The sequence below is a fragment of the Streptomyces sp. NPDC111628 genome (genome assembly GCF_055635195.1).
The window spans coordinates 305063-328815 of record NZ_JBVKBZ010000001.1; the positions used below are offsets into that span (position 1 = coordinate 305063).

Consider the following 23753-nt stretch of genomic DNA (forward strand, 5'->3'; position numbering starts at 1 on the left):
GCCATGGACATCAGCATTCACACCACCGTCCTTCCGCACGACGACCCGGACGCGTCCCTGGCCTTCTACCGGGACGTCCTCGGCTTCGAGGTCCGCAAGGACGTCGGGAACGGCAAGATGCGCTGGATCACGGTCGGACCGGCCGACCAGCCGGACGTCTCGCTGCTTCTGTCGCCGCCCGCCGTGGACCCCGGCATCACCGACGGCGAGCGCCGCACCATCGCCGAGATGATGGCCAAGGGCACCTACGGGTGGATCCTCCTGGCCACCGAGGACCTCGACGGCACCTTCGAGAAGGTGCGCGCCGGGAACACCGAGATCGTCCAGGAGCCGACCGAGCAGCCGTACGGCATCCGGGACTGCGCCTTCCGGGACCCGGCCGGCAACCAGATCCGCATCCAGGAACTGCGCTGAAGCGGACGGCCGGTGACCACGGTCCGCGGTCACCGGCCGAACGCCCTTCCCTTACCGGGCCCTGGTCCTAGTCGCCCACCCGGCTGCGGCCCACCGCGTCGTCCACCCCGCCCGCGGGCGTCGGGATCGCGGCCGCGGCGCCGGAGGCGTCGTCGTCCCCGTCCGTGTTGACGCGCTCGATGATCGCCAGCCGCTCCGGGGTGTCCTCCGGCTTCAGGTAGCCGATCGCGATGTACAGGACCAGCGAGACCGCCAGCGGGACGGAGACCTGGTACTCCAGGGGCACCCCGCCGTCCACGCTCCAGTTGATCGGGTAGTTGACCAGCCAGAACGCGATCAGGCCCAGGCCCCAGCTGGTGAGCGCCGCCGTCGGGCCCGAGCGGCGGAAGGGCCGCAGCAGACCGAGCATCATCGGGATCGCGATCGGGCCCATCAGTCCGGCGACCCACTTGATCACGACGGTGATGATGTCCTTGAACGTCGGCGAGTCGACCTGCGTCGCCACCGCCATCGAAAGACCGAGGAAGATCACCGTCGTCAGCCGGGCCGCCAGCAGCCCGGACCGCTGCCCCCAGCCGCGCGCCCGCTTCGACAGCACCGGCGCCACGTCACGGGTGAACACGGCCGCGATGGCGTTCGCGTCCGAGGAGCACATGGCCATGGTGTGCGAGAAGAAGCCGACGATGACCAGGCCGAGCAGCCCGTGCGGCAGCAGTTGCTCGGTCATCAGGGCGTAGGAGTCGGAACCGTCCGCCTTCTGCGACTCCACCAGCAGCGGTGACATCCACATCGGGAAGAACAGCACCACGGGCCAGACCAGCCACAGCACCGCCGACAGCCGTGCCCCCCGCGCCGCCTCCCGGGCGTTGCGCGTGGCCATGTAGCGCTGGGCCTGGTTGAGCATGCCGCCGTTGTACTCGAAGAGCTTGATGAAGAGGAAGGCCAGCAGGAACACTGTCCCGTACGGGCCCACCAGCGGCTTTCCGTGGCCCTGGAGGGCGGGCTCGTCCCAGACGCCGAAGAAGCCGCCGTGGTCGCCGAGCTTCAGGACCACGGCCACGAACATGGAGACGCCGGCCAGCAACTGGATGATGAACTGGCCCAGCTCCGTCAGCGCGTCCGCCCACAGGCCCCCGATCGTGCAGTAGATGCCCGTGATGACGCCGGTGATCAGGATGCCCTGGTTGAGGCTGATGCCGGTGAAGACCGACAGCAGGGTGGCGATGGCCGCCCACTTGGCCGCCACGTCCACGATCTTCAGCAGCATGCCGGACCAGGCCAGTGCCTGCTGGGTGGGCAGGTTGTACCGGTTCTTCAGGTACTCCAGCGGCGAGGCCACGTGCAGCCGTGAGCGCAGCCGGTTGATGCGCGGCGCGAACAGCTTGGAGCCGATGGCGACGCCGAGCGCGATGGGGAACGACCACGTCACGAAGGACGTGACGCCGTAGGTGTAGGCGATGCCCGCGTAGCCGGTGAACATCACCGCGCTGTAGCCGGACATGTGGTGCGAGATGCCGGACAGCCACCACGGCATCTTGCCGCCGGCCGTGAAGAAGTCGCTGACGTCGTCGACGCGTTTGTGCGACCAGACACCGATCGCCACCATGACGGCGAAGTAGCCGATGAGCACGGACCAGTCGAGACCGTTCATGTGCCCCCTTCCGGGGTCCGCCTTGTGAACTCCGCTCAGCTGGTTGGCACTTCGCACGAGCGGGGTAGGGGCGTGGCAGGCCGCGAAGTGCCCGCTCATCGTGGGTGCGACGACGCGGGCACGACAAGGAAGCGGAAGGTCAAGAGCAAGTAAAAAGGTTCGACTTACTGACCTGCGTTCACCTACATGAACGTCTGTGAGGGTGTCCGACGGCCCTGCCCGGGGCCGCCCGGTCCGCTACTTCAGCTCGTCCGGGCACGGCGTGCCCCGCTTCAGGCCGTACGGCGCCGACAGCCGGTACGTGCCCGCCTCGGGCGCGACGAGCGTCGTCCACACGTCGCCGTCGGCGGTCTCCTCGGTCTCCGTCAGACAGCCGTTGACGTTGTCGTACGTCTTCGGCGTGCCCTCCGGAGCGTCCTCGGAGGCCTCCGTCTCCTGGGGCGGCTCGAGCTTGTTGCCCTCCTCGTCGACGAGGCTCAGCCACGGCGAGTACGGCATCCGGATCAGGATGCGGCCGGGCTCCTTCACGTCGATGGTCCACTCGTCCTGCTCGGCCCGCTGGACGACGGCGTCGGGCTCGGCCAGCGGCGTCGGGTCGAGGACCTGGAACAGCTGCCAGTTGGCGTCGCCCCACACCTGCTTCAGGTACGGCAGGCCCCGCTGCAGCAGTTCCCGCTCGCGCTTGCCGCCGTCCCCGTCCGGCTCGCCCTTGGGCAGCACCACGTAGTGCACCGCCCAGCGCTTCAGCCACTCGTGGTAGTTCGCCGAGTTGAGCGTGTCGTCGTAGAAGAGCGGGTTGCGCTCCATGTCCGCCTGGCGGGTCCAGCCGCGGGCCAGGTTGACGTACGGCGCGAGCGCCGAGGCCTCCCGGTGGGAGCGGGCCGGCACGGCCTCCACCCGGCCCCGCCCCGCGCCGACCTCCTGCAGCTCGTTGACGAGCGGCGCCAGCTCGCGCGCCCAGGAGGCGGCGGGCGTGGTGTGGATGATGTCATCGGTCGACTTGAAGCCGATCCAGCCCACGAAGCCGACGATCGAGACCACCAGCGCGTACCACTTGCGCGACTTCACCGCGGTGAACGGCAGCGCCGCCACCAGCGCCACCCCGGCGAAGAGCATCGGCAGCCGCGTGATGTTGGAGCCGATCTGCGAGCTGATCAGCCAGACCAGCAGCACGGACAGGCCGTAGACCGCCGACGTGATCCGCACCGTCTTCCAGGTGCTCGGCACCAACCAGTAGATCAGGCCCGCGTACACGATCGGCAGCACCGCCGAGCCGAACCCCATCGGCTGCGTGCCGGAGAAGGGGAACAGCACGGCCGACAGGGCGACGACCACGCTCGGGGCCACGCCCAGCGCCCAGGCCCCCGGGCGGCGCTTCTGCAGGAACAGGGCGACCGCCACCAGGCCCACGAACAGCCCCGAGACCGGCGAGGCCATCGTGGACAGCGCGGCCAGCGGCGCCGCGCACAGCCCCTTGGCCCAGCGCTCGTGCCGCCACCGGTACGGCCAGCAGAACACCGCGGCGACCGCGCCCAGACCGAACATCATGCCGAGCCCGAACGTCACCCGCCCCGACGCCGCGTTGCCCAGCAGCGCGAAGAGCCCCGCCAGCGACGCCCACAGCGGATTGCGGACCACCCGGCTGCGGATCAGGATCATCGTCAGCAGCCCGGCCGACAGCGTCCCCGCGATCATCATCGTGGTGCGCACGCCGAGCACCGACATCAGGTACGGCGAGATCACGCTGTACGACACCGGGTGCATGCCGCCGTACCAGGCGAGGTTGTACGCCGAGGCCGGGTGCCGGCCGACGAACTCGGCCCACGCGTCCTGCGCCGCGAGGTCGCCGCCGCTGTTCGCGAACGTGAAGAACCACGCTATGTGGAGCACCCCGGCCAGGACGGTCACGGACAGCACCGGATGGCGCAGCATGCGCTCGCGCAGGGCCAGGAAGGCGGCGTTCACCGCCGAGGGCGCTTCCGGCTCGGCGGGCGGCCGCTGCCCGGCAGGCCGGGACTCACCGTCGTCCTTGCGGGGCGCGGGTACGCGTGGTCGCGGGTCGGCTCCCGAACCCGGATCGGCGTCGTCGGCGCGTGTCGGCTCCGCAGTGGCCACCTGAAGGCACTCCCCGTGTCCCGTCTTCTTCTTTGGGCCGTGTCCCGTTCCCACGACCGGCGACTGCCCCGTTTGGCGACGCTAGCACGCGTCCCCGCACCGCTGCCTCCTCCCTTTCGGGACCCTCACAGCACCTCCGGGGACGCGAACGCCCCCGCGGCCGGGCGGCCGCGGGGGCGAGGAGCGCGGGGTGTCGCCGGGGCCCGGACGGGCCGGCCGTCAGCCCAGGCGGGTCAGCTTGTCCGACAGGCCGGGCTCGACGAGGTCGTCTCCCAGGGCCACCGGCACCTGCACCGCGCCGCTGGTGCCGCCGTCGCCGACCGTGAGGGTGCCGACCTTGGTCCCGGCCTTCGCCGTGTGCGGCACCTCGTCCGCCGTGAACGTCAGCTTCACGGTCAGTCCGCCCCAGCCCACGGCCTTGACGTCCTGCGTGGCGACGACCGGCGTCCGGCCGCCGAGGCCGTCGTCGACGTACCCGACGACGCTGCCCTTCTTCAGGATCGTCGACGACTTCAGGGTGTCCTGCGCGGCCCGGATCAGCTCGTCGCTGGAGTCCAGCGCGGCGGCGAGAATGCCCCCGCCGACGTCCGGCTGGCGCACCACGGCCCCGACGATGGTCCGGGTCTCGCCGCCGACCTTCTTCTCCGCCGCGAAGACGAGGTTGCCGAGCGCGGAGGTGGTGGTGCCGGTCTTGATGCCGACGACGCCGTTGTGGCCGACCAGCTGGTTCCAGTTGCCGTGGTTCTCGCCCTTGTAGTCGTTGTACGACATCATCGCGGCGACCTCGCGGAAGGCGGGCTCCTTCATCGCCGCCTTGGCCAGCTTCACCTGGTCCACGGCCGTGCTCACCGTCGTGTTGTTCAGCCCCGACGGGTCGGTGTACGTGGTGTTGGTCATGCCGAGGTCCTTGGCGGCGGCGTTCATCTTCGCCACGAACGCCTTCTCCGACCCCGCGTCCCAGCGGGCGAGGAGACGCGCCACGTTGTTCGCGGACGCGATCAGGATGGCCTGGAGGGCCTCGCGCTGGGAGATCGAGTCGCCCGCGAAGACGTCGACCGTCGACTCCTGACCGGCCTGCGACTGGTCCTCCGCCGCCTGGTCGATCTTGATCTTCGGGCCCTCGGCGCCGCTCTTGAGCGGGTGGTCGCGCAGGACGAGGTACGCGGTCATGACCTTGGCCACGCTCGCGATCGGCACGGGCTTCTGGTCGCCGGACGAACCGAACGAGCCGATGCCCTGCACGTCGAGCGCCGCCTGACCGCTCTCGGGCCACGGGATCTGGGGCTTGCCGCCGTCGAACGAGAAGCTGTCCTGCGCCGTGAGGTCGAGGGTGGGCGCGGGCAGCGGGCGCATGGACTGCACGACACCGAAGATGATCACCAGCAGGACGACGAGCGGCGTCCAGATCTTGACCCGGCGCACCGTCGTCCGCAGCGGGGTCTCCGGCGGCGGCGGGGTGTTCGTCAGCTCCGCCAGCAGGTCCAGCGGCGGCTTGGGCGGCAGCGGCTGCTGGGTGGTCCGGTCGGGCCCGACGTGCGACCTGGCGGCGGTCACCCCCGTACGGGGCGCCTGCGGCGCCTTCGGAGCGTCGCCGGGGGGCGTCTGGGACTCCGGGGGCTTGCGGGTCGCCGGCTGGTCCGGGTTCCGCAACGCCACGAACTTGCTGGTCCGCTCGGCGTCGCCCGCGGACCGCACGGGAGCGTCACCCTTCTGCCCGGCCTTCTGCCCGGCCTTCTTGGCGGCGGAGGCGGCGTCCCCGAGCTTCAGCATGGTCGTCGGCTGGTCGACCGCGGGCTTGTCCGGCCGCGGCGCCTTGAACACAGCGGTGGGCTGATCGACCGGCGGGGGACCGTCACCGGTGTCGCCGCCGTCAGTGTCGCCCTCACCGTCCCGGCTGGACGCCGCCTGCGCGTCGGAGCCCGGCTCGGGGTCCGCCTTCGATTCCGGGCCCGGACCCGAGTCCGCGCCGGGACCGTCGCCGCCGTCGGCGTCGCCGTCGCGGGTGGACGCCGCCTGCGCGTCGGCGGCCGGCTCGCGGGCGATCTTCGGTTCCGGGGCGGCCTTCGGGCCCGGGTCCGTGCCGGGGCCCGAGTCGGGGGTGGCGTCGGCTTCGGCGTCCGTGTCCGGGGCCGAGTCGGCTGCGGAGGACGATCCCTTGTCCCCGTCCGAGGCCGCGTCCGCGTCGGAGCCCTTGGGCGAGCCCGCGCCGGACGCGCCGTCGGCGGTGTCACCGTCGGCCCCCTCGGCCCCCTCGGTGTCCTGCGGGGCGGCGGGCGCACGGCCCGGCCCGTCCCCGGCGTCCTCGGGCGCCTCGGTGTCGTCGCCCCGCGAAGACTCCTCCGCGTCCGGCGCGTCCTCGAGCCGCGCGTTGGCGGCGGCACGCTCGTCCGCGGTGGCCACCCAGGCCGCGACGGCGTCCCTGAGCCGGCCGTCGTTCCCCTCGGCGGGCGGCACGTCGGCGCCCTCGGAGCCGTCGGGGCTCTCGGACCGCTCCGGAGCGGCAGGGGTGTCCGAGGACGCGTCGGGCGCCCCGGCGTCGTCGTCCTCGCCGGAGGCCTCCGCCTCCGCCTCCGGCCCGGCCCCGCGGACCGACAGCACCCGCGTCGCCGTGTCGACGCCGCCACCGGACCGGGACCCGGCGGACCCCGCGGAGCGCTTCGCGTCCTCCCGTGTCACCGCCAGCCGCGGATCACGCGTCTCGCTCGCCTCGGCCCTGGCTTCGGGAACCGGACCCGCGCTCCCCGACGTCGGTTCTTCCGACGACTCGCGCTGCTTCGAACTGTCGGGGGACTCGCCCGCCACCGATGCCTCCTCCATGCGCCGCACGTCCTGTGCGCGCTGCCGAACCCGTACCGAAACCATTTACCAGTGTCCTGTGTACGGGTGGAACCCACGCGGAAGACGAGAACGACATACCTACTGGTTCCACTACGAAGCGGTCACGCACCCTCGACAGACCAATGTGAGAGGGGTCACCCTGTCTGTCATCCACGCGGGGAGGCATGGATGGGCAGGAGCCGCAGAACACTTCCGGAGGAGCTTCTGCTGCTGGCGTTGGACCCGACCACGGGTACCACCGCACAGCCGCAGTCGCTCGACCTCGGTCTGGCCGGAGCACAGCTGGTGGAGCTGGCGCTGGCCGGACGTATAGCCCCAGACGGGGATCGTATCGCCGTGGTGGCCCCACGGCCGACAGGAGATCCAACACTGGACTGCGCGTTGGAGTTGCTGCGAAGGCGTGGCGCTCCCGTACGGGCGGTCAACTGGATCGGCGGGCCCCGCCTGGGGCTGCGCCAGACCTATCTCTCGCATCTGGAACGATGCGGCATGGTGCATGCCGTGGAGGGCCAGATGTGCGGGGTGCTGCCGACGACTCGCTACCAGGCGACGGACACGGCGATCAGCAGGGAGATCAAGGCCCGGCTGGACTCTGCGATCCGCACCGGCGTCCCGCCGGACCCGCGGACCGCGGCGCTCGCCGCGCTGGCCCACGCGGTCGGACTCGGCAAGCACCTCTACCCGGGCAACGAAGGACGCTCGTCGCGGTCCCGGCTGCGGGACCTCATCAGGCACGACCCCATGGGCGGTCTGGTGGCGCACGCGGTGATGGACGTCCAGAACGGCGCTGCGGCACAGCCACGCCGCAGTCCGGCCCCGGCCGGCCGCCAGGCCCCGGGACCGGGGGCCAGGCCCGCCCCGGAACCCGCCCGCGGCGTTCCGGCGCAACCGCGCCACGGATCCATGGCGCGGGCGGTGGCCCACTAGCCCGACGAGCGCACCGCACAACCGCACCGCACCGCACCGCACAACCGCACCACAGCACCGCCGCACCCTCAGTCCCCAAGCCCGGTCACGGGAGCCGCAGGTCCGCGTGGGGCGGCGGAACCGACCGCACGTCCGGCCCACCCGGACCGCGGAAAGGTTCCGCCACCCCACGCGGCCGCATGCGGGGGTGGCGCCCCGAACTGGCGTGTACGCGGCGCATATCGACCGTTTCCCAGCGGTAGAAAGCACCTTGGTGGCAGTCTGCTCAGCAGCAGATACGCAAAGTGGCAAGTACGAGTCACGCAGCCGGAGGTGCACGTCCCGTGGCGTCGAGTGTCAATCCCACCGTAAGGCGGCGTCGGCTGGGCCAGGAGCTGCGCCGGCTCCGTGAGCTCAAGGGCATGACGGCCGAGGAGGTCGCCGAGCGGCTGCTGGTCTCGCAGTCGAAGATCAGCCGCCTGGAGAACGGCCGGCGCAGCATCAGCCAGCGGGACGTCCGTGACCTGTGCGGGGTGTACGAGGTCGAGGACCAGCGGATCGTCGACTCGCTGATGCAGATGGCGAAGGACTCGCGCCAGCAGGGCTGGTGGCACGCCTTCGGGGACATCCCGTACAGCGTCTACATCGGCCTGGAGACCGACGCGGAGTCGCTGCGGACCTACGAACCGCAGATCATCACCGGCCTGTTGCAGACCCGGCCCTACGCCGAGGCCCTCATCCAGGGCGCGTTGCCCGAGACGTCCGTCGCCGACGTGGAGAAACGGGTGCAGGTCCGCATACGGCGGCAGGAGCGCATCTCCGCCGACCACAACCCGCTGCGGCTGTGGGTGGTCCTCGACGAGGCCAGCCTGCGCCGGGTGGTGGGCAGCAGGCAGGTGATGCGGGAGCAGCTGGAGCACGTCGCCGAGATGTCGCAGCTGCCGCACATCACCGTGCAGGTGCTGCCCTTCGACGTCGGGGCGCACCCCGGCATCAACGGCCAGTACTCCATCCTGGAGTTCGCGGACACGGCCGACTCCAGCGTGGTGTACATCGAGGGCGTGACCAGCGACCTGTACCTGGAGAAGGCGCCGGACGTGCAGAAGTACACGGTGATGTACGAGCATCTGCGGGCCCAGGCCCTGAACGTGGAGCAGTCGCGGCAGCGCATCGAGGACGTGGCGAAGGAGTACGCACGCTGAGGGGTGCGGCATGGTACACCCCTGCCGCGATGTACAGGAAGACTCGCCTGGAAGATGCCATCCGGTCGAGTGAATGGCTGCTCCGTACGGGAAGGCCAGCGAGTAGCGTCGATCACGCCAAAGATCAAACGTCATTGGCGTAAACCACACTCGCGACTCGCCATCGGAGCAGACATGGCAATTCTTCAGGGCGCCCAGGAATCGTGGACCAAGTCCTCCTACTCCGGAGGAAACGGCGCGTGCGTCGAAGTCCGGTCACCGGTCGTGGCGGCGCTCGCCGTCCGCGACTCCAAGGTGACCGGCGGACCGGTCCTCGCGTTCCCCGCCGACGCGTGGAACACCTTCGTGACCTCGGTCAAGGAGTAGCGCCGCCGCGCATCAGCCGCCGGTACCACCGACGGGTACCACCGACGGAGCCCTCTCGACCAGTTCGCCGACCTTGCCGAGAGGGCGCCCGCCGGCCCGGTTCAGCTCAGCTCAGCTCACCGGGAACGCCACGTCGCACACCGGGTCCTCGGGGCCCGCGGACTGCCAGTCGGCGAAGTACACCTCCCGGCAGGGCCCCGTCACCGTCAGGCCCTGCGCGGCGATCCACTCCTCCACCGCCCCGAAGGCGGCCAGGATCTGCGGATACGCCACCTGGGCCTTGGTGATCCGGGTGTAGGCCAGCCGTCCGGCCGGTTCCACCCGCACCCGCGTCTGCCAGGCCCGTCCCCGCTCCTCGCACCACGCCCGCGCCGCCGCCTCGTCGGCGACCGGCACGCAGGACTCGGCCGGGCCGTCGCTCTCCGTCGACACGTCCGAGTGGTAGGCGACGAACGGCGCCGCCGTCACACCCCCGCAGCCCCGGGCCGCCTCCTCCAGACGCCCCAGCGAGGCACCGATCCACGTGGGCAGCTCGTCCGCCAGCACGTGCCGGCTCTCGCTGATCACCACCTGCTCGGGCACGTCCACCGTCTCGACCACGAACTTTCCGTACACCTCGGAGTCCTTTCCCGTCAGCCGTGCACGGAGGTACTCGGCGAGCGTGCGCTGCCCGGCCACCCGGGCCTCCACGTCCGCCCAGTAGGCGTCGAGCAGACCGGCGGCCCGGTGGCCGTCCGCGTGGACCACCTCGGCGATCCGCGCGAGCGGCATGTCCAGCCGGCGCAGCAGTGCCACCAGCCGGGCGCTCTCGGCCTGCCCGGCGCGGTAGTAGCGGTAGCCGGTCGCGCCGTCCACGTGGGCGGGCGCCAGCAGACCCAGCCGGTCGTACAGCCGTAGTGCCTTGGCAGACAGCCGGGCCCGCGCGGCGAACACGCCGATGGTCAGCAACTCGTCCTCGCGCGCCTCGTCCACGCCGTCATCCTCCGTCACCGGGCGGCTGTTCCGCCCGGTGACGAGGACGCTCGGGCTTCCCCCAGGGGCAAGGTCAACCGGCGAGGCGTTCCTCGACGGCCGCCAGGACCTCGGCCGCCTCCGGCTCGGTCTGCGGCGAGAAGCGGGCGGCGACCTTGCCGTCCCGCCCGATCAGGAACTTCTCGAAGTTCCAGCGGATGTCCCCGCTGTGGCCCTCGGCGTCCGCGAAGCCGGTCAGCCGGTCGTACAGCGGATGCCGGCCCTCGCCGTTGACCTCGGCCTTCTCGGTCATCGGGAAGGTGACCCCGTACGTCGCCGAGCAGAACTCGGCGATCTCGCCGGCGTTGCCCGGCTCCTGGCCCATGAACTGGTTGCAGGGCACGCCCAGCACGGTGAACCCCTGCTCCGCGTACCGCTCGTGCAGTCGCTCAAGGCCGGCGTACTGCGGGGTGAGCCCGCACTTGGAGGCCACGTTGACCACCAGCACGACCCGGCCGGCGTACTGGGAGAGGTCCGCGGTCCCGCCCTGGAGGGCGCCGATCTCGACGTCGAGGGGAAGGCTGTCGTCGTTCCGCGTGTTCGGTGAGGTCGTCATGGAACGGATGCTAGTCCGGCCCCGTACCGCTCCCGGCGCCCGCCTCCACGAGCACCTCACCGGCCGGTGTCCGCGAGTACAGCACCGAGCGGCCCGCGCGGCGCCGCTCCACAAGGCCCGCGTCGAACAGCACCCGCAGATGCCGTCCGACCGACCCGAGGCCCTGCCCGGTCACGCCGACCAGCTGGCTGGTGCTCATGGGGGTGCCGAGCAGCGTCAGCACGCCCGCGCGGGCCGGGCCGAGCAGCGCGCCGAGGGCGGCGGGCACGCGCCGGGCGCCGTCGTCCGCGAGGGTGCCCGCGCACGGGTAGACCATCGCGTACCGTTCCGGTTCCTCCCAGGCCACCCAGCCGTGCCGCTGCGCGGTGATCGGCACGAGGAGCAGCTCGGCCCCGGACAGCTCGCGCGGCGGGTACGGGTTCAGGTTGATCTGGAGCCGGTTGTCGCCCAGCCAGCGGGTGCCGGGCCGCAGGTCGTCCAGCACCGTCGCCCAGCCGCCCCGGCTCACCTGCGCGGTCCGCGCGACGACGTCCGCCTCCAGCACCCGGCGGCGCCGGTCCCAGTCCGGCCGTACCGCCTCGGCCCAGACCTCCTCGAGGAGCGCGGCGGCCCGCTCCGGCAGGTCGTCGCGGTCCAGGGCCGCCGGGAGCGTGCCTCCCAGGGAGACGGCCAGGTCGGCGCGCGCCACCTCGGGGCGGGTCGCCCGGATGTGCGCGACGCCCTCCGCGAAGCTCCGGCCCTCGGCCGGGGTGGGCGTGAGGAAGTCGGCGTTCCACTCCCGGCCCAGGCCCGAGGCCACCAGCAGCGCGGTCACCGGGTCGGCCGCCATGCGGCGCAGATGGGCGGGCCGGTGGGTGTCGAGCCAGGCCCGCTCACCGGGATGCCCGGCCACGCCCGCGTGCAGCATCTTCAGACAGGCGAGGGTCTCGTCGAGCGGGGACACGACGAAACGGCCGCGCGCGAGGGTGTCGGCGTTGATCTCCCACCAGCCCATACCGTCGTCGCCCTCCGCGCCGCTCATGACCTTTCGCGTCCACGCGAAACAATAACGGCCGGTCCTCCGCCCACCCCACACTCCCCGCATGCCGGACACACCCCGCAGGACCTACGCGGACCTCTTCCGCACCCCCGAGTTCAGCCCCCTCTTCCTCTCCTCCTCCGCCAACATCGCCGCCCAGACGGTGAGCGGGCTCGCGCTCGGCACCCTGGTGTTCCGGGCGACGGAATCGCCGCTGCTGTCCGCGGTCAGCATGTTCGGCCCGGCGCTCGCCCAGGTGCTGGGCGCCACCTTCTTCCTCTCCGGCGCCGACCGGCTGCCGCCCCGCGCGACGCTGGCGGGGCTCTCGCTCTCCTTCGCCGCCGCCACCGCGGCCCTCGCGCTGCCCGGCCTGCCGGTGTGGGCGATGCTCGTCATCGTCCTCGTCGAGGGGCTGATCGCCTCGCTCGGCGGCGGGGTCCGCTGGGGCCTGCTGACCGAGATCCTCGCCAAGGACGGCTACCTGACCGGGCGTTCGCTCTTCAACATGATGAGCGGCCTCATGCAGATCGCCGGATACGCGACCGGCGGCGTCCTGGTGACCCTGCTGTCGCCGCGCCTGTGCCTGCTGCTCGCGGCCGGTCTGTACGGCACGTCGGCCGCCCTCGCCCTGCGCCTGACCCGCCGTCCGCCCCGGGTCTCCGGCCGCCCCTCCGTCCGGGCCACCTGGCGTGCCAACGCCCTGCTCTGGTCGGCCCGTCCACGCCGCCACGTGTACCTGGCGCTGTGGATCCCCAACGGCCTCGTCGTGGGCTGCGAGTCGCTCTTCGTCTCCTACGACCCGCGCGCCGCGGGCACCCTGTTCGCCTGCGGGGCGCTGGGCATGCTCGCCGGGGACGTGACGGTCGGCCGGCTGCTGCCCGCCCGGCTGCGCCCACGGCTCGGCGTCCCGCTCCTGGCGCTGCTGGCCGCTCCGTACCTCGTCCTCTTCCTGCGTCCGCCGCTGCCGTTGACGGCCGTACTGGTCGGCCTGGCGTCGGTGGGCTTCGGCGCGAGCCTGGTGCAGCAGGAGCGCCTGGTCGCCCTGACCCCCGACGAACTCTCCGGGCACGCCCTCGGGCTGCACTCCGCCGGGATGCTCACCCTGCAGGGCCTCGCCGCGGTCCTCGCGGGCACGGTGGCCCAGTTCACCTCACCGGCGACGGCCATGTCCGTGATGGCGCTCGCCTCGCTCACGGTGACGCTCACGCTGACGGCGGCGAGCCGGCGGGGCGCACCCGACGGCGGACTGCTGCCGACCAGGGCGGCGGTGCGGTCCGCGTGAGGCGCGGTCCGCGTGACGTGTGGTCCAGCGGGTGCGACTCGGCCTCGATTGGGTTAAGGACCGTCCGGAAACTCCTGCGCGCACCGCCCCTTGCCTAGGGTGGGAGGCTGGGGAGGACGCCTGAGGACAGGGAGAGGGCGGCTCTTGAGCGCTGCGACACCGGAGTAGTCATGACCGTGAAGAAGCCGACGCCCGGTTCCGCGGTGGTGCTGTCCTTGATGCCCGTCGCCGCCATGGCCGTGGTCGCCGTCGTGGACCTCACGATGGGCCCCGGGGTGGGTCTGCTGCCGCTGGTGTCGCTGGGCCCGGCCTTCGCCGGACTGGTCGGCGGCTGGCGGCGCACCGCGGTGATCGGACTGGCCGCGCTGCTGCTCTGCGTCGGCCTCGGCATGTACAACGGGCTCTTCGACCGCCCCCGCGGCTACACCGCCATGCTCTCGGTGGCCGGTGTGACCGGCGTCGGCATCGCGGCGGCCGTGATGCGCTCGCGCCGCGAGGCGGAGCTGGCCAGCGTGCGCTCGATCGCGGAGGCGGCCCAGCGGGTCCTGCTGCGCCCGGTGCCGCTGACCGCGGGCCCGCTGCACGCGGCGGTGTCGTACACCTCGGCCCTCGCCGAGGCCCGGATCGGCGGCGACCTGTACGAGGTGGTGGCCTCGCCGCACGGTGTCCGGGTGATCGTGGGCGACGTCCAGGGCAAGGGGCTGGCCGCGGTGGAGACCGCCGCCCGGGTCCTCGGCGCCTTCCGGGAGGCGGCGTACGACGAGAAGGACCTGGTCGGACTCGGCGAACGGCTCGAGCGCAGCGTCGCCCGGGAGCAGGAGGACGAGAAGTTCGTGACCGCGATCCTCGCCGAGATCGGCCACGACCACCGGGTCGTCCTCCTGAACTACGGCCACCCGGCGCCGCTGCTCGTCCACGGCGACGGCACCTCCGACTTCCCGGAGCCGCCCGCGTACGCCCTCCCGCTGGGCCTGGCCGCGCACGGCGGGCCCGGCCCCGACCCCTTCCCGGTGCCCTTCCGCCCCGGCGACCAACTGCTCCTCTACACCGACGGCGTCACGGAGGCCCGGGACGAGCGGGGCGGCTTCTACCCGCTCGCCGAGCGCGCCCACCTCCTGAAGGACCCCGACATCCACCATGCCCTGGACGCCCTGCGCGAGGACCTGGTCCGGCACGCGGCGGGACCCCACCACGACGACGCGGCGATGCTGCTGCTGCGTTACCAGAGAGGGTCCGGCGTCGCGCCGAGCGCCTAGGCGTGGCGGCGTGACGTGCCGCGCCGGCGCCCGGATGCGCGGTCACCGGAGCGGACGCAGACTGGCCGGGTGAGCGGAACGCAGCCGAAGCGGGACCCGAGCACGCCCGGTGCCGGTCGCCGTCCTCCCTCCCAGTCGCTGGCCCTCGCCGCCATGATGTTCGCGGTGGCGATGACGTTCATCGACCAGACAATCGTCTCGATCGCGGCCCCCGACATCGTCTCCGAACTGGGCCTGTCGGCCTCCGGCATGCAGTGGGTGATCAACGCCTACCTGCTGGCCCTGGCCGCCTTCTTCGCCCTGGGCGGACGCCTGGCGGACCTGTGGGGCCCACGCCGCGTGGTCGTCATCGGCACCCTGGTCTTCGTCGTCTCCTCGGTCCTGTGCGGCTGCGTGCCCTCCGGCGACTACGCGCTGACCTGGCTGATCGTCTTCCGCGCCACCCAGGGCCTGGGCGCCGCGCTGCTCTTCCCGGCCGCGCTCGCCGTGGTCGTCGCCGTGTTCCCGGTGGAGCGAAGGGGCCGCGCGCTCGCCCTGTTCTTCGGCCTCACCGGCGCCCTGACCGCCGTGGGCCCGCTGCTCGGCGGCTGGTTGACCGCGTGGACCTGGCGGGCGATCTTCTGGGTCAACGTCCCGGTGGCGATCGCGGCGCTGGTCCTGACGGCGCTGGCCGGCATCCCGGACCGACGGCGCGAGGAGTCGCTGGACGTGAAGGGGGCGCTGCTGATCGTCGCCGGCATGGGCCTGAGCGTGCTCGGCTTCCAGCAGTCGGCGGCCTGGGGCTGGGACAACGCGGCGACCTTGGTCTGCATCGCGGGCGGCCTCGCGATCCTCTACGTCTTCTGCCGCTACGAACTGCGCACCCGCCACCCCCTGGTCAACCTCGCGGTCTTCCGCGACCGTGCCTTCACGGTGGACGCGCTGGTGCTCTTCTTCGCCATGCTGGCGTTCGTCCCGCTGTTCTTCTTCGCCTCGGTCTACGCCCAGGTCTCGCTCAGCGCCTCACCCAACCAGGCCGCCCTGTACCTGCTGTACTTCTTCGCCGGGTTCGCCATCGCCTCCCAGTGGGGCGGCCGCATCCTCGACAAGCGGGGCGCCCGCCCGGCGCTGCGGATCGGCTGCGCGCTGGGCGCCGTCGGCTTCGCGCTGTGGGCCGGCAAGCTCACCGACCTGTCCATGCACGACCAGTGGCCCTACGTCGCGCTCGCCGGCGCGGGCATCGGCTTCATCCTCGCCCCCGCGTCGACGGACGCCGTCAACCGCTCGATCGACTCCTCCTACGGCGAGGTCACCGGCATCACCCAGACCGTCCGCAACTACGCCGCCAGCGTCGGCCTGGCCGTCTTCGGCACCATGCTGACGCACCGCATGACCGACCGGGTCGAGGAGACCCTCGGTGCGCGCGGAGTGCCGTCGGACGGGCGGCACTCCATGGCCCGGGACGTCACGGAGGCGATCACCGGCAACGCGGACGCCCGCACCCCGACGGGCGACGGCCCGACCGCGACGGCCATGCGGGACGCGATGCCCGCCATCCGCCTCGACTTCGCCGAGGCCAACCAGTGGGTCTTCTACGGCATGGCCGTCGTCCTCGCGATCGGCTACTTCTGCGCCCTGCGGCACCCGGGCGGCCGGCCGGACGGCGTGAACGCGGCGGCGCCAGGGGAGCCCGGTTCGCGCGCCCCGGTCACCGGCGCTCACGGCGACGGGAGTTGAGGCGGGCCGCCTGGCGGGTCAGGTGGTCGCGCTCGGCCAGCCCGGGTGCCTTGTGGGCCGCCTCGGCGTACAGCCGCGCGGCCGTGTCCAGGTCGCCGTCGCGCTCGTGCAGGTACGCCGCCACGGCGGTGTGGCGGGGCAGCGTGTCGTCCAGCGCCGCGAGCGCCGCCAGACCGGCGCGCGGCCCGTCGGCCTCCCCTACGGCGACCGCGCGGTTGAGCCGGACGACGGGGTTGTCGGTCAGGCGCGCGAGCTCGTCGTACCACTCCACGATCTGCACCCAGTCGGTCTCCCCGGCGGTGGGCGCGTCGGCGTGCAGGGCGGCGATCGCGGCCTGGGCCTGGAACTCGCCCAGCCGGTCCCGGGCGAGCGCCGCCTGAAGGATCCGCACGCCCTCCGCGATCGACGCGGTGTCCCACCGGCCGCGGTCCTGTTCGGCGAGCGGCACCAGACTCCCGTCGGGCGCGGTCCGGGCCGCCCGCCGCGCGTGGTGGAGCAGCATCAGCGCCAGCAGCCCGGCGACCTCCGGGTGGTCGACCGAGGCCGCGAGCTGCCGGGTGAGCCGGACGGCTTCGGCGGCGAGGTCGACGTCACCGGAGTAGCCCTCGTTGAAGACGAGGTAGAGGACGCGCAGCACGGTGGCGACGTCACCGGGCCGGTCGAACCGGACCCCGGACACGGTGCGCTTGGCCCGGCTGATCCGCTGCGCCATCGTCGCCTCGGGCACCAGGTAGGCCTGGGCGATCTGCCGGGTGGTCAGCCCGCCGACGGCGCGCAGGGTCAGCGCGACCGCGGAGGACGGCGTCAGGGACGGATGCGCGCACAGGAAGTAGAGCTGGAGCGTGTCGTCCACGTCCGGGGCCCGGCCGGGCGCCGGTTCCTCCTCGACGCGGTCCTCGCGCCGCCGGCGGGCGGTGTCGGCGCGGGTCGCGTCCAGGAACCGCCGCCAGGCGACCGTGACCAGCCAGCCCTTCGGGTCCCGCGGCGGGTCGGCCGGCCATCCGCGGACCGCCTCGACCAGCGCGTCCTGGACCGCGTCCTCGGCCGCCGCGAAGTCGGCTCCGCGGCGGACGAGAACGGTCAGCACGCCGGGCGTGAGGCTCCTGATCAGGGCCTCGTCCATCGGCCGGGTCAGTCCGTGACGGTCGGGGAAGCGGTCAGGAACGGACGCAGCTCCAGCCACTCGTGGATCGGCTTCCCGCCCGCGCCCGGGGCGGCGGACAGCTCCCCGGCCAGCTCGACGGCGCGCTCGTAGCTGTCGACGTCGATCACCATCCAGCCCGCGATGAGGTCCTTGGTCTCGGCGAACGGCCCGTCGGTGACCGGCGGCTTCCCCTCGCCGTCGTACCGGACCCACGCCCCCTCGGGGGCGAGCGCCTGCCCGTCGACGAACTCACCGGTCTTCTCGAGCCGGTCCGCGAAGTCCCGCATGTACTGCATGTGGGCCGAGATCTCTTCGGGCGTCCACTGGTCCATCGGCGCGGAGTTGACCGCTTCCGGGGCGCCTCGGTAGTGCTTGAGCAGCAGGTACTTGGCCATGACGGGTGGTCTCCTCGGTGCTGGTGCGGCCCATTGTGGCCGCCTTCACCCCTGGGACGGAGCGGGACGCGCGTTCTCGACACGGTGGCCGGGCCGGGCGGAAACTTTTTCCGAGACGTCTCTCAGGACCCCTTCCACGCCGTGCAGGAAGGTCTCGGAGATCAGCTCCGGGTCGAAGAGGCACCCGGCCGCCATCGCACCGTCCCGGAGCATGACGAGGTGCCGCCCCGCGGCGACGCCGTCACCGTCACCGACCTGCGCCAGCAGCTCCGTGACGGTGTCCAGGAACCACTGCCGGTGGGCCAGTACGGCCCGGTGCACGGGGTGGGCCGGGTCCGGGTACTCGGCCACGGCGTTGAGAAAGGCGCAGCCGCGGAAACCGGGGGACCGGATCCCGTCCACGATGGACCGTGCGACGGCCCGGACCTGCCCGGCGGCGGACGGACTGCCGTCCCTGGCCGCGGTCACCTGCGCCCGGATGCCCCGGTCGGCCTGGTCGAGGTAGGCGAGGATGAGGTCTTCCTTGCCCGCGAAGTGCCGGTACAGCGTGGCCCGGGTGACCTGCGCCTCCGCGGTGATCCGGTCGATGCCGACCGAGTGGATGCCCTCGGCGTAGAAGATCCTCGTGGCGGTACCGAGCAGCCGGGCTCGCGCTTCGGAGGGGGTGCGGGCTGCGGCTTCCGTGCTCGGGCTCATGCGTCCACCGTATCAAGGTGGCGAGGTAGAACGTTCGGTCTTGACAGGGGAGGCAGGAGGCCGTTGACTGCATGACGAGACCGAACGTTCTACCTCATCGGGTGGTCCGCTCCGTCCCTGCCCCTTCCGTCCGCCGCACCGAAAGGCACCCACCGTGGACACCGCCGTCGTCGCACCGCCCGCCAGCGTCCCCGTCCCCGTCACGCTCCGGAAGCTGTACTTCGTCCGCTTCGCGTTCGCCGCCGTGTGGGCGGCCCTGCTCTTCACCACCGCCGACGCGCTGGGCCCGCTGAGCACGGCACTGCTCCTGGTCTATCCGCTCTTCGACGTGGCGGCCGCGGTCGTCGACGTCCGGTCGGCGCGGGCGAACGGCGGCCCCACCACGCCGCTGTACGCGAACATCGCGATCAGCTCCGTGACCGTCCTCGGCCTCGCCCTCGCCGCGACCTCGGGCATCCCGGCCGTCCTGCGGGTCTGGGGCGCGTGGGCGGTCACCGCGGGAATCGTCCAGCTCGTCGCGGGCGCCGTCCGCCGCCGGCTGGGCGGACAGTGGCCGATGATCGTCAGCGGCGCCATCTCCACGCTCGCCGGCCTCTCCTTCGTCACGCAGGCCGGCGCCGAGGACCCCTCGCTGAGCAGCCTCGCGGGCTACGCCTTCCTCGGCGGCGTCTTCTTCCTGGTCTCCGCCCTGCGCCTGGGACGCGGGGGACGCGAGGGACGCGCGGGACGCGGTTCGGCCTGAGGGGGACCGCGGCGACGAAACGGCTTGTCCGGCACGCTCCTGCCCCGGGAAGATCGTCACTCGTGCGCCTCGACGAACTCAACGCCCAAGAACGCCGGTTGTGGGACGCCTTCCCCAAGGGCCGCCCCGTCGACCTCCGCGACGATCCCGCACCCTCGGACCCGGTGGTCCGGTCCGAGGTCGTGGCGGCCCTGCTGCTGGGCGCCAACGCCGACCACACCCCCGGCGACCGCCCCGCTCTCCGGCTCACCGGTGCGCACCTCACGGGCCGTCTGGATCTCGGCTTCACGGAGGTCGCCGTACCGGTTCGCCTCGCCGAATGCCGTTTCGACGAAGCGCCGTTGTTCCAGGGAGCCCGGACCCGCGAGCTGGCCCTGACGGGATGCGTCCTGCCCGGGTTCGTGGCCGACACGGCGCAGATCGACGGGAGGCTGGTCGTCTCCCACTGCACCCTGACGGGCCCCCTGGTCCTCACCCGCACCCAGATCAACGGCGACCTGGACCTGCGCGACACGGCGGTCCGCTTCCCCACCGGGGAGGCCATACCGGCCGTCCACGCCCAGGTGGGCGGCGACGCGCTGTGCGCGAACCTGGACGTCGAGGGGACGTTCCGGCTCTCCGGCGCCTCCATAGAGGGCGAGTTCGACCTGGAGGGCGCCTCGCTCCGCGCCCCCGGCGGCAACGCCCTGGACGCCTACCACGTCCGTGTCGCCGAGGACTTCACCTGTCACCCCGGCTTCAGCGCGGAGGGCCGGATCATCCTCTCCGGCGCCACCGTCGCGGCGGCCGTCGGATTCTGCGGGGCCCGGCTGAGCAACCCGGGTGACATCGCCCTGGAGGCGGTGGACGTCACGGTCGACCGCAACTTCGACCTGGGTCTCGGACTCACGGTCGACGGCGCGGTGCGGCTCGACGGCACCCGCGTCGGCACCGAACTGAGCTTCCGCGACGCCGAACTGACCCACAAGGACGGCACCGCCCTGTCCCTTAGGGCGACCCAGGCCCGGGAAACCGACCTCCGCACCCGCCGGCCGATCGACGCGGTGGACGCCCGCAACGCCCGGCTGGGCACGCTGTACGACGCCCAGGACACCTGGCCCACCGACCTCCGCCTGGCCGACGCGACGTACGAGACCCTGGCGTTCCCGCTCACCGCCTCGGAACGCGTCCGCTGGATCCGACGCACCACCGGCGACTACCTCCCCCAGCCGTACGAGCAACTGGCGGCGGCCTACCGGCGGCTCGGCCACGAGGACGAGGCCCGCACGGTCCTGCTGGCCAAACAGCGCCACCGCCGTGCCACCCTCCCCCCGCACACCCGCCTGTGGGGCCACGTCCAGGACGTCTCCGTCGGCTACGGCTACCGCCCCCTCCGCGCCGGTCTGTGGCTCCTGGCCCTGCTGGCCTGCGGAGCCCTCTACTTCGCCCAACACACCCCGGCCCCCCTCGAAGCGGCCAAGGCCCCGCCCTTCAACGCCGTCTTCTACACCCTCGACCTCCTCGTCCCGATCGTCACCTTCGGCCAGGAGCCCGCCTTCGCGCCACGAGGCACCGGCCAGTGGCTGTCCTACGCCCTGATCACGGCGGGCTGGATCCTGGCCACGACGGTCACCGCGGGGGCGTCCCGCGCACTGAGCCGACAGTGACCCGGCCCCTCGCCCCCCGGCAGGAGCCCGATCCGGCGGCACGGCGGCGGGGTCATACCCGGGTCTGACCCCCCGGTTCAGCTCCTGGTCCGACGCCCCGCGGGGGCGGATGGAGGCATCGTCCTCGGCATGAGGAATCCGACCGCGTCCACGACCGCCGCCCCGGACACGACGACCGGTGTCCGCCTGCGTGCCGCGCTCCCCGTGACGCCGTGGGGGGCCACCGGCTTCCCCGGACGCTGGGTGGGCGGCACCGCCATGGTGCTGGGCCCCCTGCTGATGCTGGCCGGCGCGCTGCTGCGGGCCCGCGTCCCTTTCTTCTTCCCCGACCAGCTCTCCGCGTACGAGCGGCACCCCACCCCGATGGCCACCGCGTACGGCCTGTTCGCCGCGGGCAGCCTGCTGCTGTGGCCCGCCGTGGCGGTGCTGGCCGGACGGATCGGGGCGCGGAGCGCCGGCTGGGGCCTGTGGGGCGGGGTCCTGGCGATGTCCGGGCTGTTCGCCCGCGCCTTCCATGCCGGGGTGGACCACCTGGCCTTCCAGCTGGTGCGCTCCCGAGGCGCCGGGCCCGCCACCGAAGCCGTCTCGGCCGGCTACGGCGCCTTCCACGTCTTCAGCGCGCTGAACCTCGCCATCCTCGCCGGGTGGATCGTCCTCGCCCTCGGCGCCTGGCGCACCCGGGTGCTCGGCCCGGTCCGCGCCGCCGCACTCGCCCTCACCGCGGCACTGCCCCTCGGAGTCCTGAAGGGGACCACCCCGCTGTCGCTGGTGGCCCTGGCCGGACTGTGCGTCGCACTGGTGCCGCTGGGCCTGGCGCTGCTGTCCGAGGCGCCCCGCCCCGGCCGGGCGGCGGTGCTGCGCTGGGTACCGCTGACCCTGGCGGTCCTCGGACTGATGATGCTGCTCGGACAGGCCGGCTGAATGCACCCGCCGCCCCCGTACGGTCGGACCATGAGGCGCAAGCGGCAGCACCATCTCCACGCCCTGGATCTCGGCGCGGCCCTGATCCTGACCGCCGTGTACGCGGGCTTCGCCCGGCTGACCGCCGACGACGGCCAGCCCGTCTTCACGGGACCGTTCTGGCTCGGCTGCCTGCTCGCCGCCGCGGTCGGTCTGCCGGTCGCCGTACGCCGCCGTTGGCCGCTCGCGGTCCTGGTGACCGTGCTGGCCGCCCTGGCCACGGCGTCGCTCCTCGACATCCCGCGCGAGCCGTACGCCGCCGCCGGGCTCGCGGCCTACCTGGTCGGACTCGCCGAGCCCGCCCGCCGGTCCGTGCCCGCACTCGCGGTGACGCTGCCGGTGGCGTGCGGCGCGGTGTACCTCGGCGAGGCGGTGGTCACTCCCGCCGAGGACGCGCGGGGCGCCGTCGGGGTGGCCGGGCTCGTGCTGCTGGTGATCGCCGGCTCCTGGGGCGTGGGGTTCACCGTGCGCGGCCGCCGGGCCGCGGCCGCGGCGGAACAGCGGCGCCGGGCGGAGCGGGCACTGGACGAGGAACGCCTGCGGATCGCCCGCGAGCTGCACGACATCGTCTCCCACCACCTCGGCATGATCGCCGTCAAGGCGGGCGTCGCCGGGCACGTGGCGCAGGCCGACCCGGCGGAGGCGCGGACCGCCCTCAAGGTCATCGAGGAGACCAGCCGTTCGGCGTTGGCGGAGATGCGGCGCACGCTCGGCATACTGCGGACCGACAGCGCGCCCATGGGCCCCGCCCCGGGCCTGGACGGCCTCGACACGCTGGCGGCGCAGGCGCACCGGGCGGGCGTGGACGTCGCCCTGACGGTCCGTGCCGGGGAGGACCTGGCCGAGGGGACACAGCTGACCGTCTACCGGATCGTCCAGGAGTCGCTCACCAACGCGATCCGGCACGCCGCCCCGACCCGCTGCCGGGTCACGGTGGAGGCGGACGCGGGGGAGATCCGCATCGACGTCGCCGACGAGGGACCCCCGCCCGGACCCGGGCGGCAGACCCGCGAACCGCCGGGCGGACACGGCCTCCTGGGCATACGCGAACGGACGACGATGTACGGCGGCAGCTTCGAGGCGGGCCCCCGGCCGGAGGGCGGCTTCGCGGTGTCCGTCCGTCTGCCCACCGAAGGGAACCGATGACCATGACCGACGCGACCCCGGTCCGGGTACTGATCGCCGACGACCAGGCGATGGTGCGCGGCAGCTTTCGGGTCCTCGTCGACCACACCCCCGGCCTGACGGCCGTGGGCGAGGCCGCGAACGGAGCGGAGGCCGTCGAGCTGACCCGCCGCGAACGGCCGGACGTCGTGCTGATGGACGTACGCATGCCGGTCCTCGACGGCATCGGGGCGACCCGGCAGATCTGCTCGGACCCGGCCCTGTCCGCCGCCCGCGTCCTCATCCTCACCACCTTCGACCTGGACGAGTACGTCTACGCAGCCCTGCGCGCCGGCGCCGCCGGCTTCCTGCTCAAGGACACCCCGCCCGCCGACGTCCTCACCGCGATCGGCGTCGTCGCCGCGGGCGAGGCGCTGCTGGCCCCCTCGGTGACCCGCCGCCTGATCGCGGAGTTCGCCCGCCGCCCGGAGCCCGCCCGTCCGCCCCACCGCTCACTGGAGGGGGTCACCGACCGGGAGGCGGAGGTGCTCGGGCTGATCGCACGGGGTCTGTCCAACACGGAGATCGCGGAGCACCTCCATCTGAGCCTGGCCACGGTCAAGACCCACGTCGGCCGCCTCCTCGCCAAGCTGCGCGCACGCGACCGCGCCCAGCTCGTGATCGTCGCCTACGAGACCGGGCTGGTGGGCGAGGGACGGCGCGGGGCATGAGCCC

21 protein-coding genes are annotated in these 23753 nt (G+C 72.9%); 12 read left to right on the forward strand and 9 right to left on the reverse strand.

What is annotated here, in order from left to right; genetic code table 11:
• The first annotated feature begins 3 nt into the window (after positions 1 to 3).
• Positions 4 to 414, forward strand: coding sequence for a VOC family protein (locus ACZ7MF_RS01490; protein WP_003974546.1), 411 nt, complete (start codon positions 4 to 6; stop codon positions 412 to 414).
• Between the two features lie 67 nt (positions 415 to 481).
• Here ACZ7MF_RS01490 and ACZ7MF_RS01495 read toward each other — a convergent pair whose 3' ends face one another.
• From ACZ7MF_RS01495 to ACZ7MF_RS01505, 3 genes are all read right to left on the reverse strand, one after another.
• The gene (locus ACZ7MF_RS01495; protein WP_356855608.1) at positions 482 to 2065 is read right to left on the reverse strand and encodes a sodium:solute symporter family protein; all 1584 of its coding nucleotides are present in this window, start codon (positions 2063 to 2065) and stop codon (positions 482 to 484) included.
• 237 nt (positions 2066 to 2302) lie between these two features.
• The gene (locus tag ACZ7MF_RS01500; protein WP_471473867.1) at positions 2303 to 4180 is read right to left on the reverse strand and encodes an MFS transporter; all 1878 of its coding nucleotides are present in this window, start codon (positions 4178 to 4180) and stop codon (positions 2303 to 2305) included.
• 219 nt (positions 4181 to 4399) lie between these two features.
• Positions 4400 to 6997 (reverse strand): D-alanyl-D-alanine carboxypeptidase, encoded by a 2598-nt coding sequence (locus ACZ7MF_RS01505; RefSeq protein WP_471473868.1) that lies wholly within the window; start codon positions 6995 to 6997, stop codon positions 4400 to 4402.
• Between the two features lie 189 nt (positions 6998 to 7186).
• On the opposite strand from ACZ7MF_RS01505, the gene ACZ7MF_RS01510 reads away from it, so the two are divergent.
• The 3 genes from ACZ7MF_RS01510 (at position 7187) to ACZ7MF_RS01520 (ending at position 9492) form a co-directional block, all read left to right on the forward strand.
• Positions 7187 to 7945: a GOLPH3/VPS74 family protein gene (locus ACZ7MF_RS01510; RefSeq protein WP_007388668.1), complete on the forward strand. Its 759-nt coding sequence runs from the start codon at positions 7187 to 7189 to the stop codon at positions 7943 to 7945.
• Between the two features lie 323 nt (positions 7946 to 8268).
• Positions 8269 to 9126: a helix-turn-helix domain-containing protein gene (locus tag ACZ7MF_RS01515; RefSeq protein ID WP_471473869.1), complete on the forward strand. Its 858-nt coding sequence runs from the start codon at positions 8269 to 8271 to the stop codon at positions 9124 to 9126.
• 174 nt (positions 9127 to 9300) lie between these two features.
• Positions 9301 to 9492 carry a DUF397 domain-containing protein gene (locus tag ACZ7MF_RS01520; RefSeq protein WP_007388670.1) on the forward strand — a complete coding sequence of 64 codons (192 nt, stop codon included), beginning with the start codon at positions 9301 to 9303 and terminating at the stop codon, positions 9490 to 9492.
• Positions 9493 to 9603: 111 nt separating this feature from the next.
• Here ACZ7MF_RS01520 and ACZ7MF_RS01525 read toward each other — a convergent pair whose 3' ends face one another.
• From ACZ7MF_RS01525 to ACZ7MF_RS01535, 3 genes are read right to left on the reverse strand one after another with little or no spacing between them, the layout of a single operon-like run.
• A complete protein-coding gene (locus ACZ7MF_RS01525) occupies positions 9604 to 10482 on the reverse strand; it encodes a MerR family transcriptional regulator (RefSeq protein ID WP_471473871.1) in 879 nt (292 codons plus the stop codon).
• A 55-nt stretch (positions 10483 to 10537) separates the two neighbouring features.
• Positions 10538 to 11059, reverse strand: coding sequence for a glutathione peroxidase (locus ACZ7MF_RS01530; protein ID WP_471473872.1), 522 nt, complete (start codon positions 11057 to 11059; stop codon positions 10538 to 10540).
• Between the two features lie 10 nt (positions 11060 to 11069).
• Positions 11070 to 12053 carry an ArsR/SmtB family transcription factor gene (locus ACZ7MF_RS01535; RefSeq protein WP_471475163.1) on the reverse strand — a complete coding sequence of 328 codons (984 nt, stop codon included), beginning with the start codon at positions 12051 to 12053 and terminating at the stop codon, positions 11070 to 11072.
• Between the two features lie 88 nt (positions 12054 to 12141).
• Here ACZ7MF_RS01535 and ACZ7MF_RS01540 point away from each other — a divergent pair, with 88 nt between their 5' ends.
• The 3 genes from ACZ7MF_RS01540 to ACZ7MF_RS01550 all read left to right on the forward strand — a co-directional run bounded on the left by ACZ7MF_RS01540 (position 12142) and on the right by ACZ7MF_RS01550 (position 16331).
• Positions 12142 to 13359, forward strand: coding sequence for an MFS transporter (locus tag ACZ7MF_RS01540; protein WP_471473873.1), 1218 nt, complete (start codon positions 12142 to 12144; stop codon positions 13357 to 13359).
• 170 nt (positions 13360 to 13529) lie between these two features.
• Positions 13530 to 14615 (forward strand): PP2C family protein-serine/threonine phosphatase, encoded by a 1086-nt coding sequence (locus ACZ7MF_RS01545; protein ID WP_471473874.1) that lies wholly within the window; start codon positions 13530 to 13532, stop codon positions 14613 to 14615.
• A 153-nt stretch (positions 14616 to 14768) separates the two neighbouring features.
• Positions 14769 to 16331 (forward strand): MFS transporter, encoded by a 1563-nt coding sequence (locus tag ACZ7MF_RS01550; protein ID WP_471475165.1) that lies wholly within the window; start codon positions 14769 to 14771, stop codon positions 16329 to 16331.
• On the opposite strand, the gene ACZ7MF_RS01555 is transcribed toward ACZ7MF_RS01550, so the two are convergent.
• Genes ACZ7MF_RS01555 through ACZ7MF_RS01565 form a run of 3 tightly spaced genes read right to left on the reverse strand, consistent with a single transcriptional unit; the run spans position 16303 to position 18566 of the window.
• Complete coding sequence (locus tag ACZ7MF_RS01555; protein WP_471473876.1) at positions 16303 to 17454, reverse strand: RNA polymerase sigma factor; 1152 nt, start codon at positions 17452 to 17454, stop codon at positions 16303 to 16305. The genes ACZ7MF_RS01550 and ACZ7MF_RS01555 overlap by 29 nt on opposite strands.
• 8 nt (positions 17455 to 17462) lie before the next feature.
• Positions 17463 to 17870 carry a YciI family protein gene (locus tag ACZ7MF_RS01560; protein WP_471473877.1) on the reverse strand — a complete coding sequence of 136 codons (408 nt, stop codon included), beginning with the start codon at positions 17868 to 17870 and terminating at the stop codon, positions 17463 to 17465.
• 45 nt (positions 17871 to 17915) lie between these two features.
• A complete protein-coding gene (locus ACZ7MF_RS01565) occupies positions 17916 to 18566 on the reverse strand; it encodes a TetR/AcrR family transcriptional regulator (RefSeq protein ID WP_471473878.1) in 651 nt (216 codons plus the stop codon).
• A 154-nt stretch (positions 18567 to 18720) separates the two neighbouring features.
• Here ACZ7MF_RS01565 and ACZ7MF_RS01570 point away from each other — a divergent pair, with 154 nt between their 5' ends.
• The 5 genes from ACZ7MF_RS01570 (at position 18721) to ACZ7MF_RS01590 (ending at position 23749) form a co-directional block, all read left to right on the forward strand.
• The gene (locus tag ACZ7MF_RS01570; protein WP_471473879.1) at positions 18721 to 19308 is read left to right on the forward strand and encodes a hypothetical protein; all 588 of its coding nucleotides are present in this window, start codon (positions 18721 to 18723) and stop codon (positions 19306 to 19308) included.
• A 62-nt stretch (positions 19309 to 19370) separates the two neighbouring features.
• Positions 19371 to 20954 carry an oxidoreductase gene (locus ACZ7MF_RS01575; RefSeq protein WP_471473880.1) on the forward strand — a complete coding sequence of 528 codons (1584 nt, stop codon included), beginning with the start codon at positions 19371 to 19373 and terminating at the stop codon, positions 20952 to 20954.
• 129 nt (positions 20955 to 21083) lie between these two features.
• Positions 21084 to 21875 (forward strand): hypothetical protein, encoded by a 792-nt coding sequence (locus tag ACZ7MF_RS01580; protein WP_471473882.1) that lies wholly within the window; start codon positions 21084 to 21086, stop codon positions 21873 to 21875.
• Between the two features lie 30 nt (positions 21876 to 21905).
• Positions 21906 to 23060 (forward strand): sensor histidine kinase, encoded by a 1155-nt coding sequence (locus ACZ7MF_RS01585; RefSeq protein WP_471473883.1) that lies wholly within the window; start codon positions 21906 to 21908, stop codon positions 23058 to 23060.
• Positions 23061 to 23062: 2 nt separating this feature from the next.
• Positions 23063 to 23749 carry a response regulator gene (locus tag ACZ7MF_RS01590; RefSeq protein WP_471473884.1) on the forward strand — a complete coding sequence of 229 codons (687 nt, stop codon included), beginning with the start codon at positions 23063 to 23065 and terminating at the stop codon, positions 23747 to 23749.
• Positions 23750 to 23753: the final 4 nt, after the last annotated feature.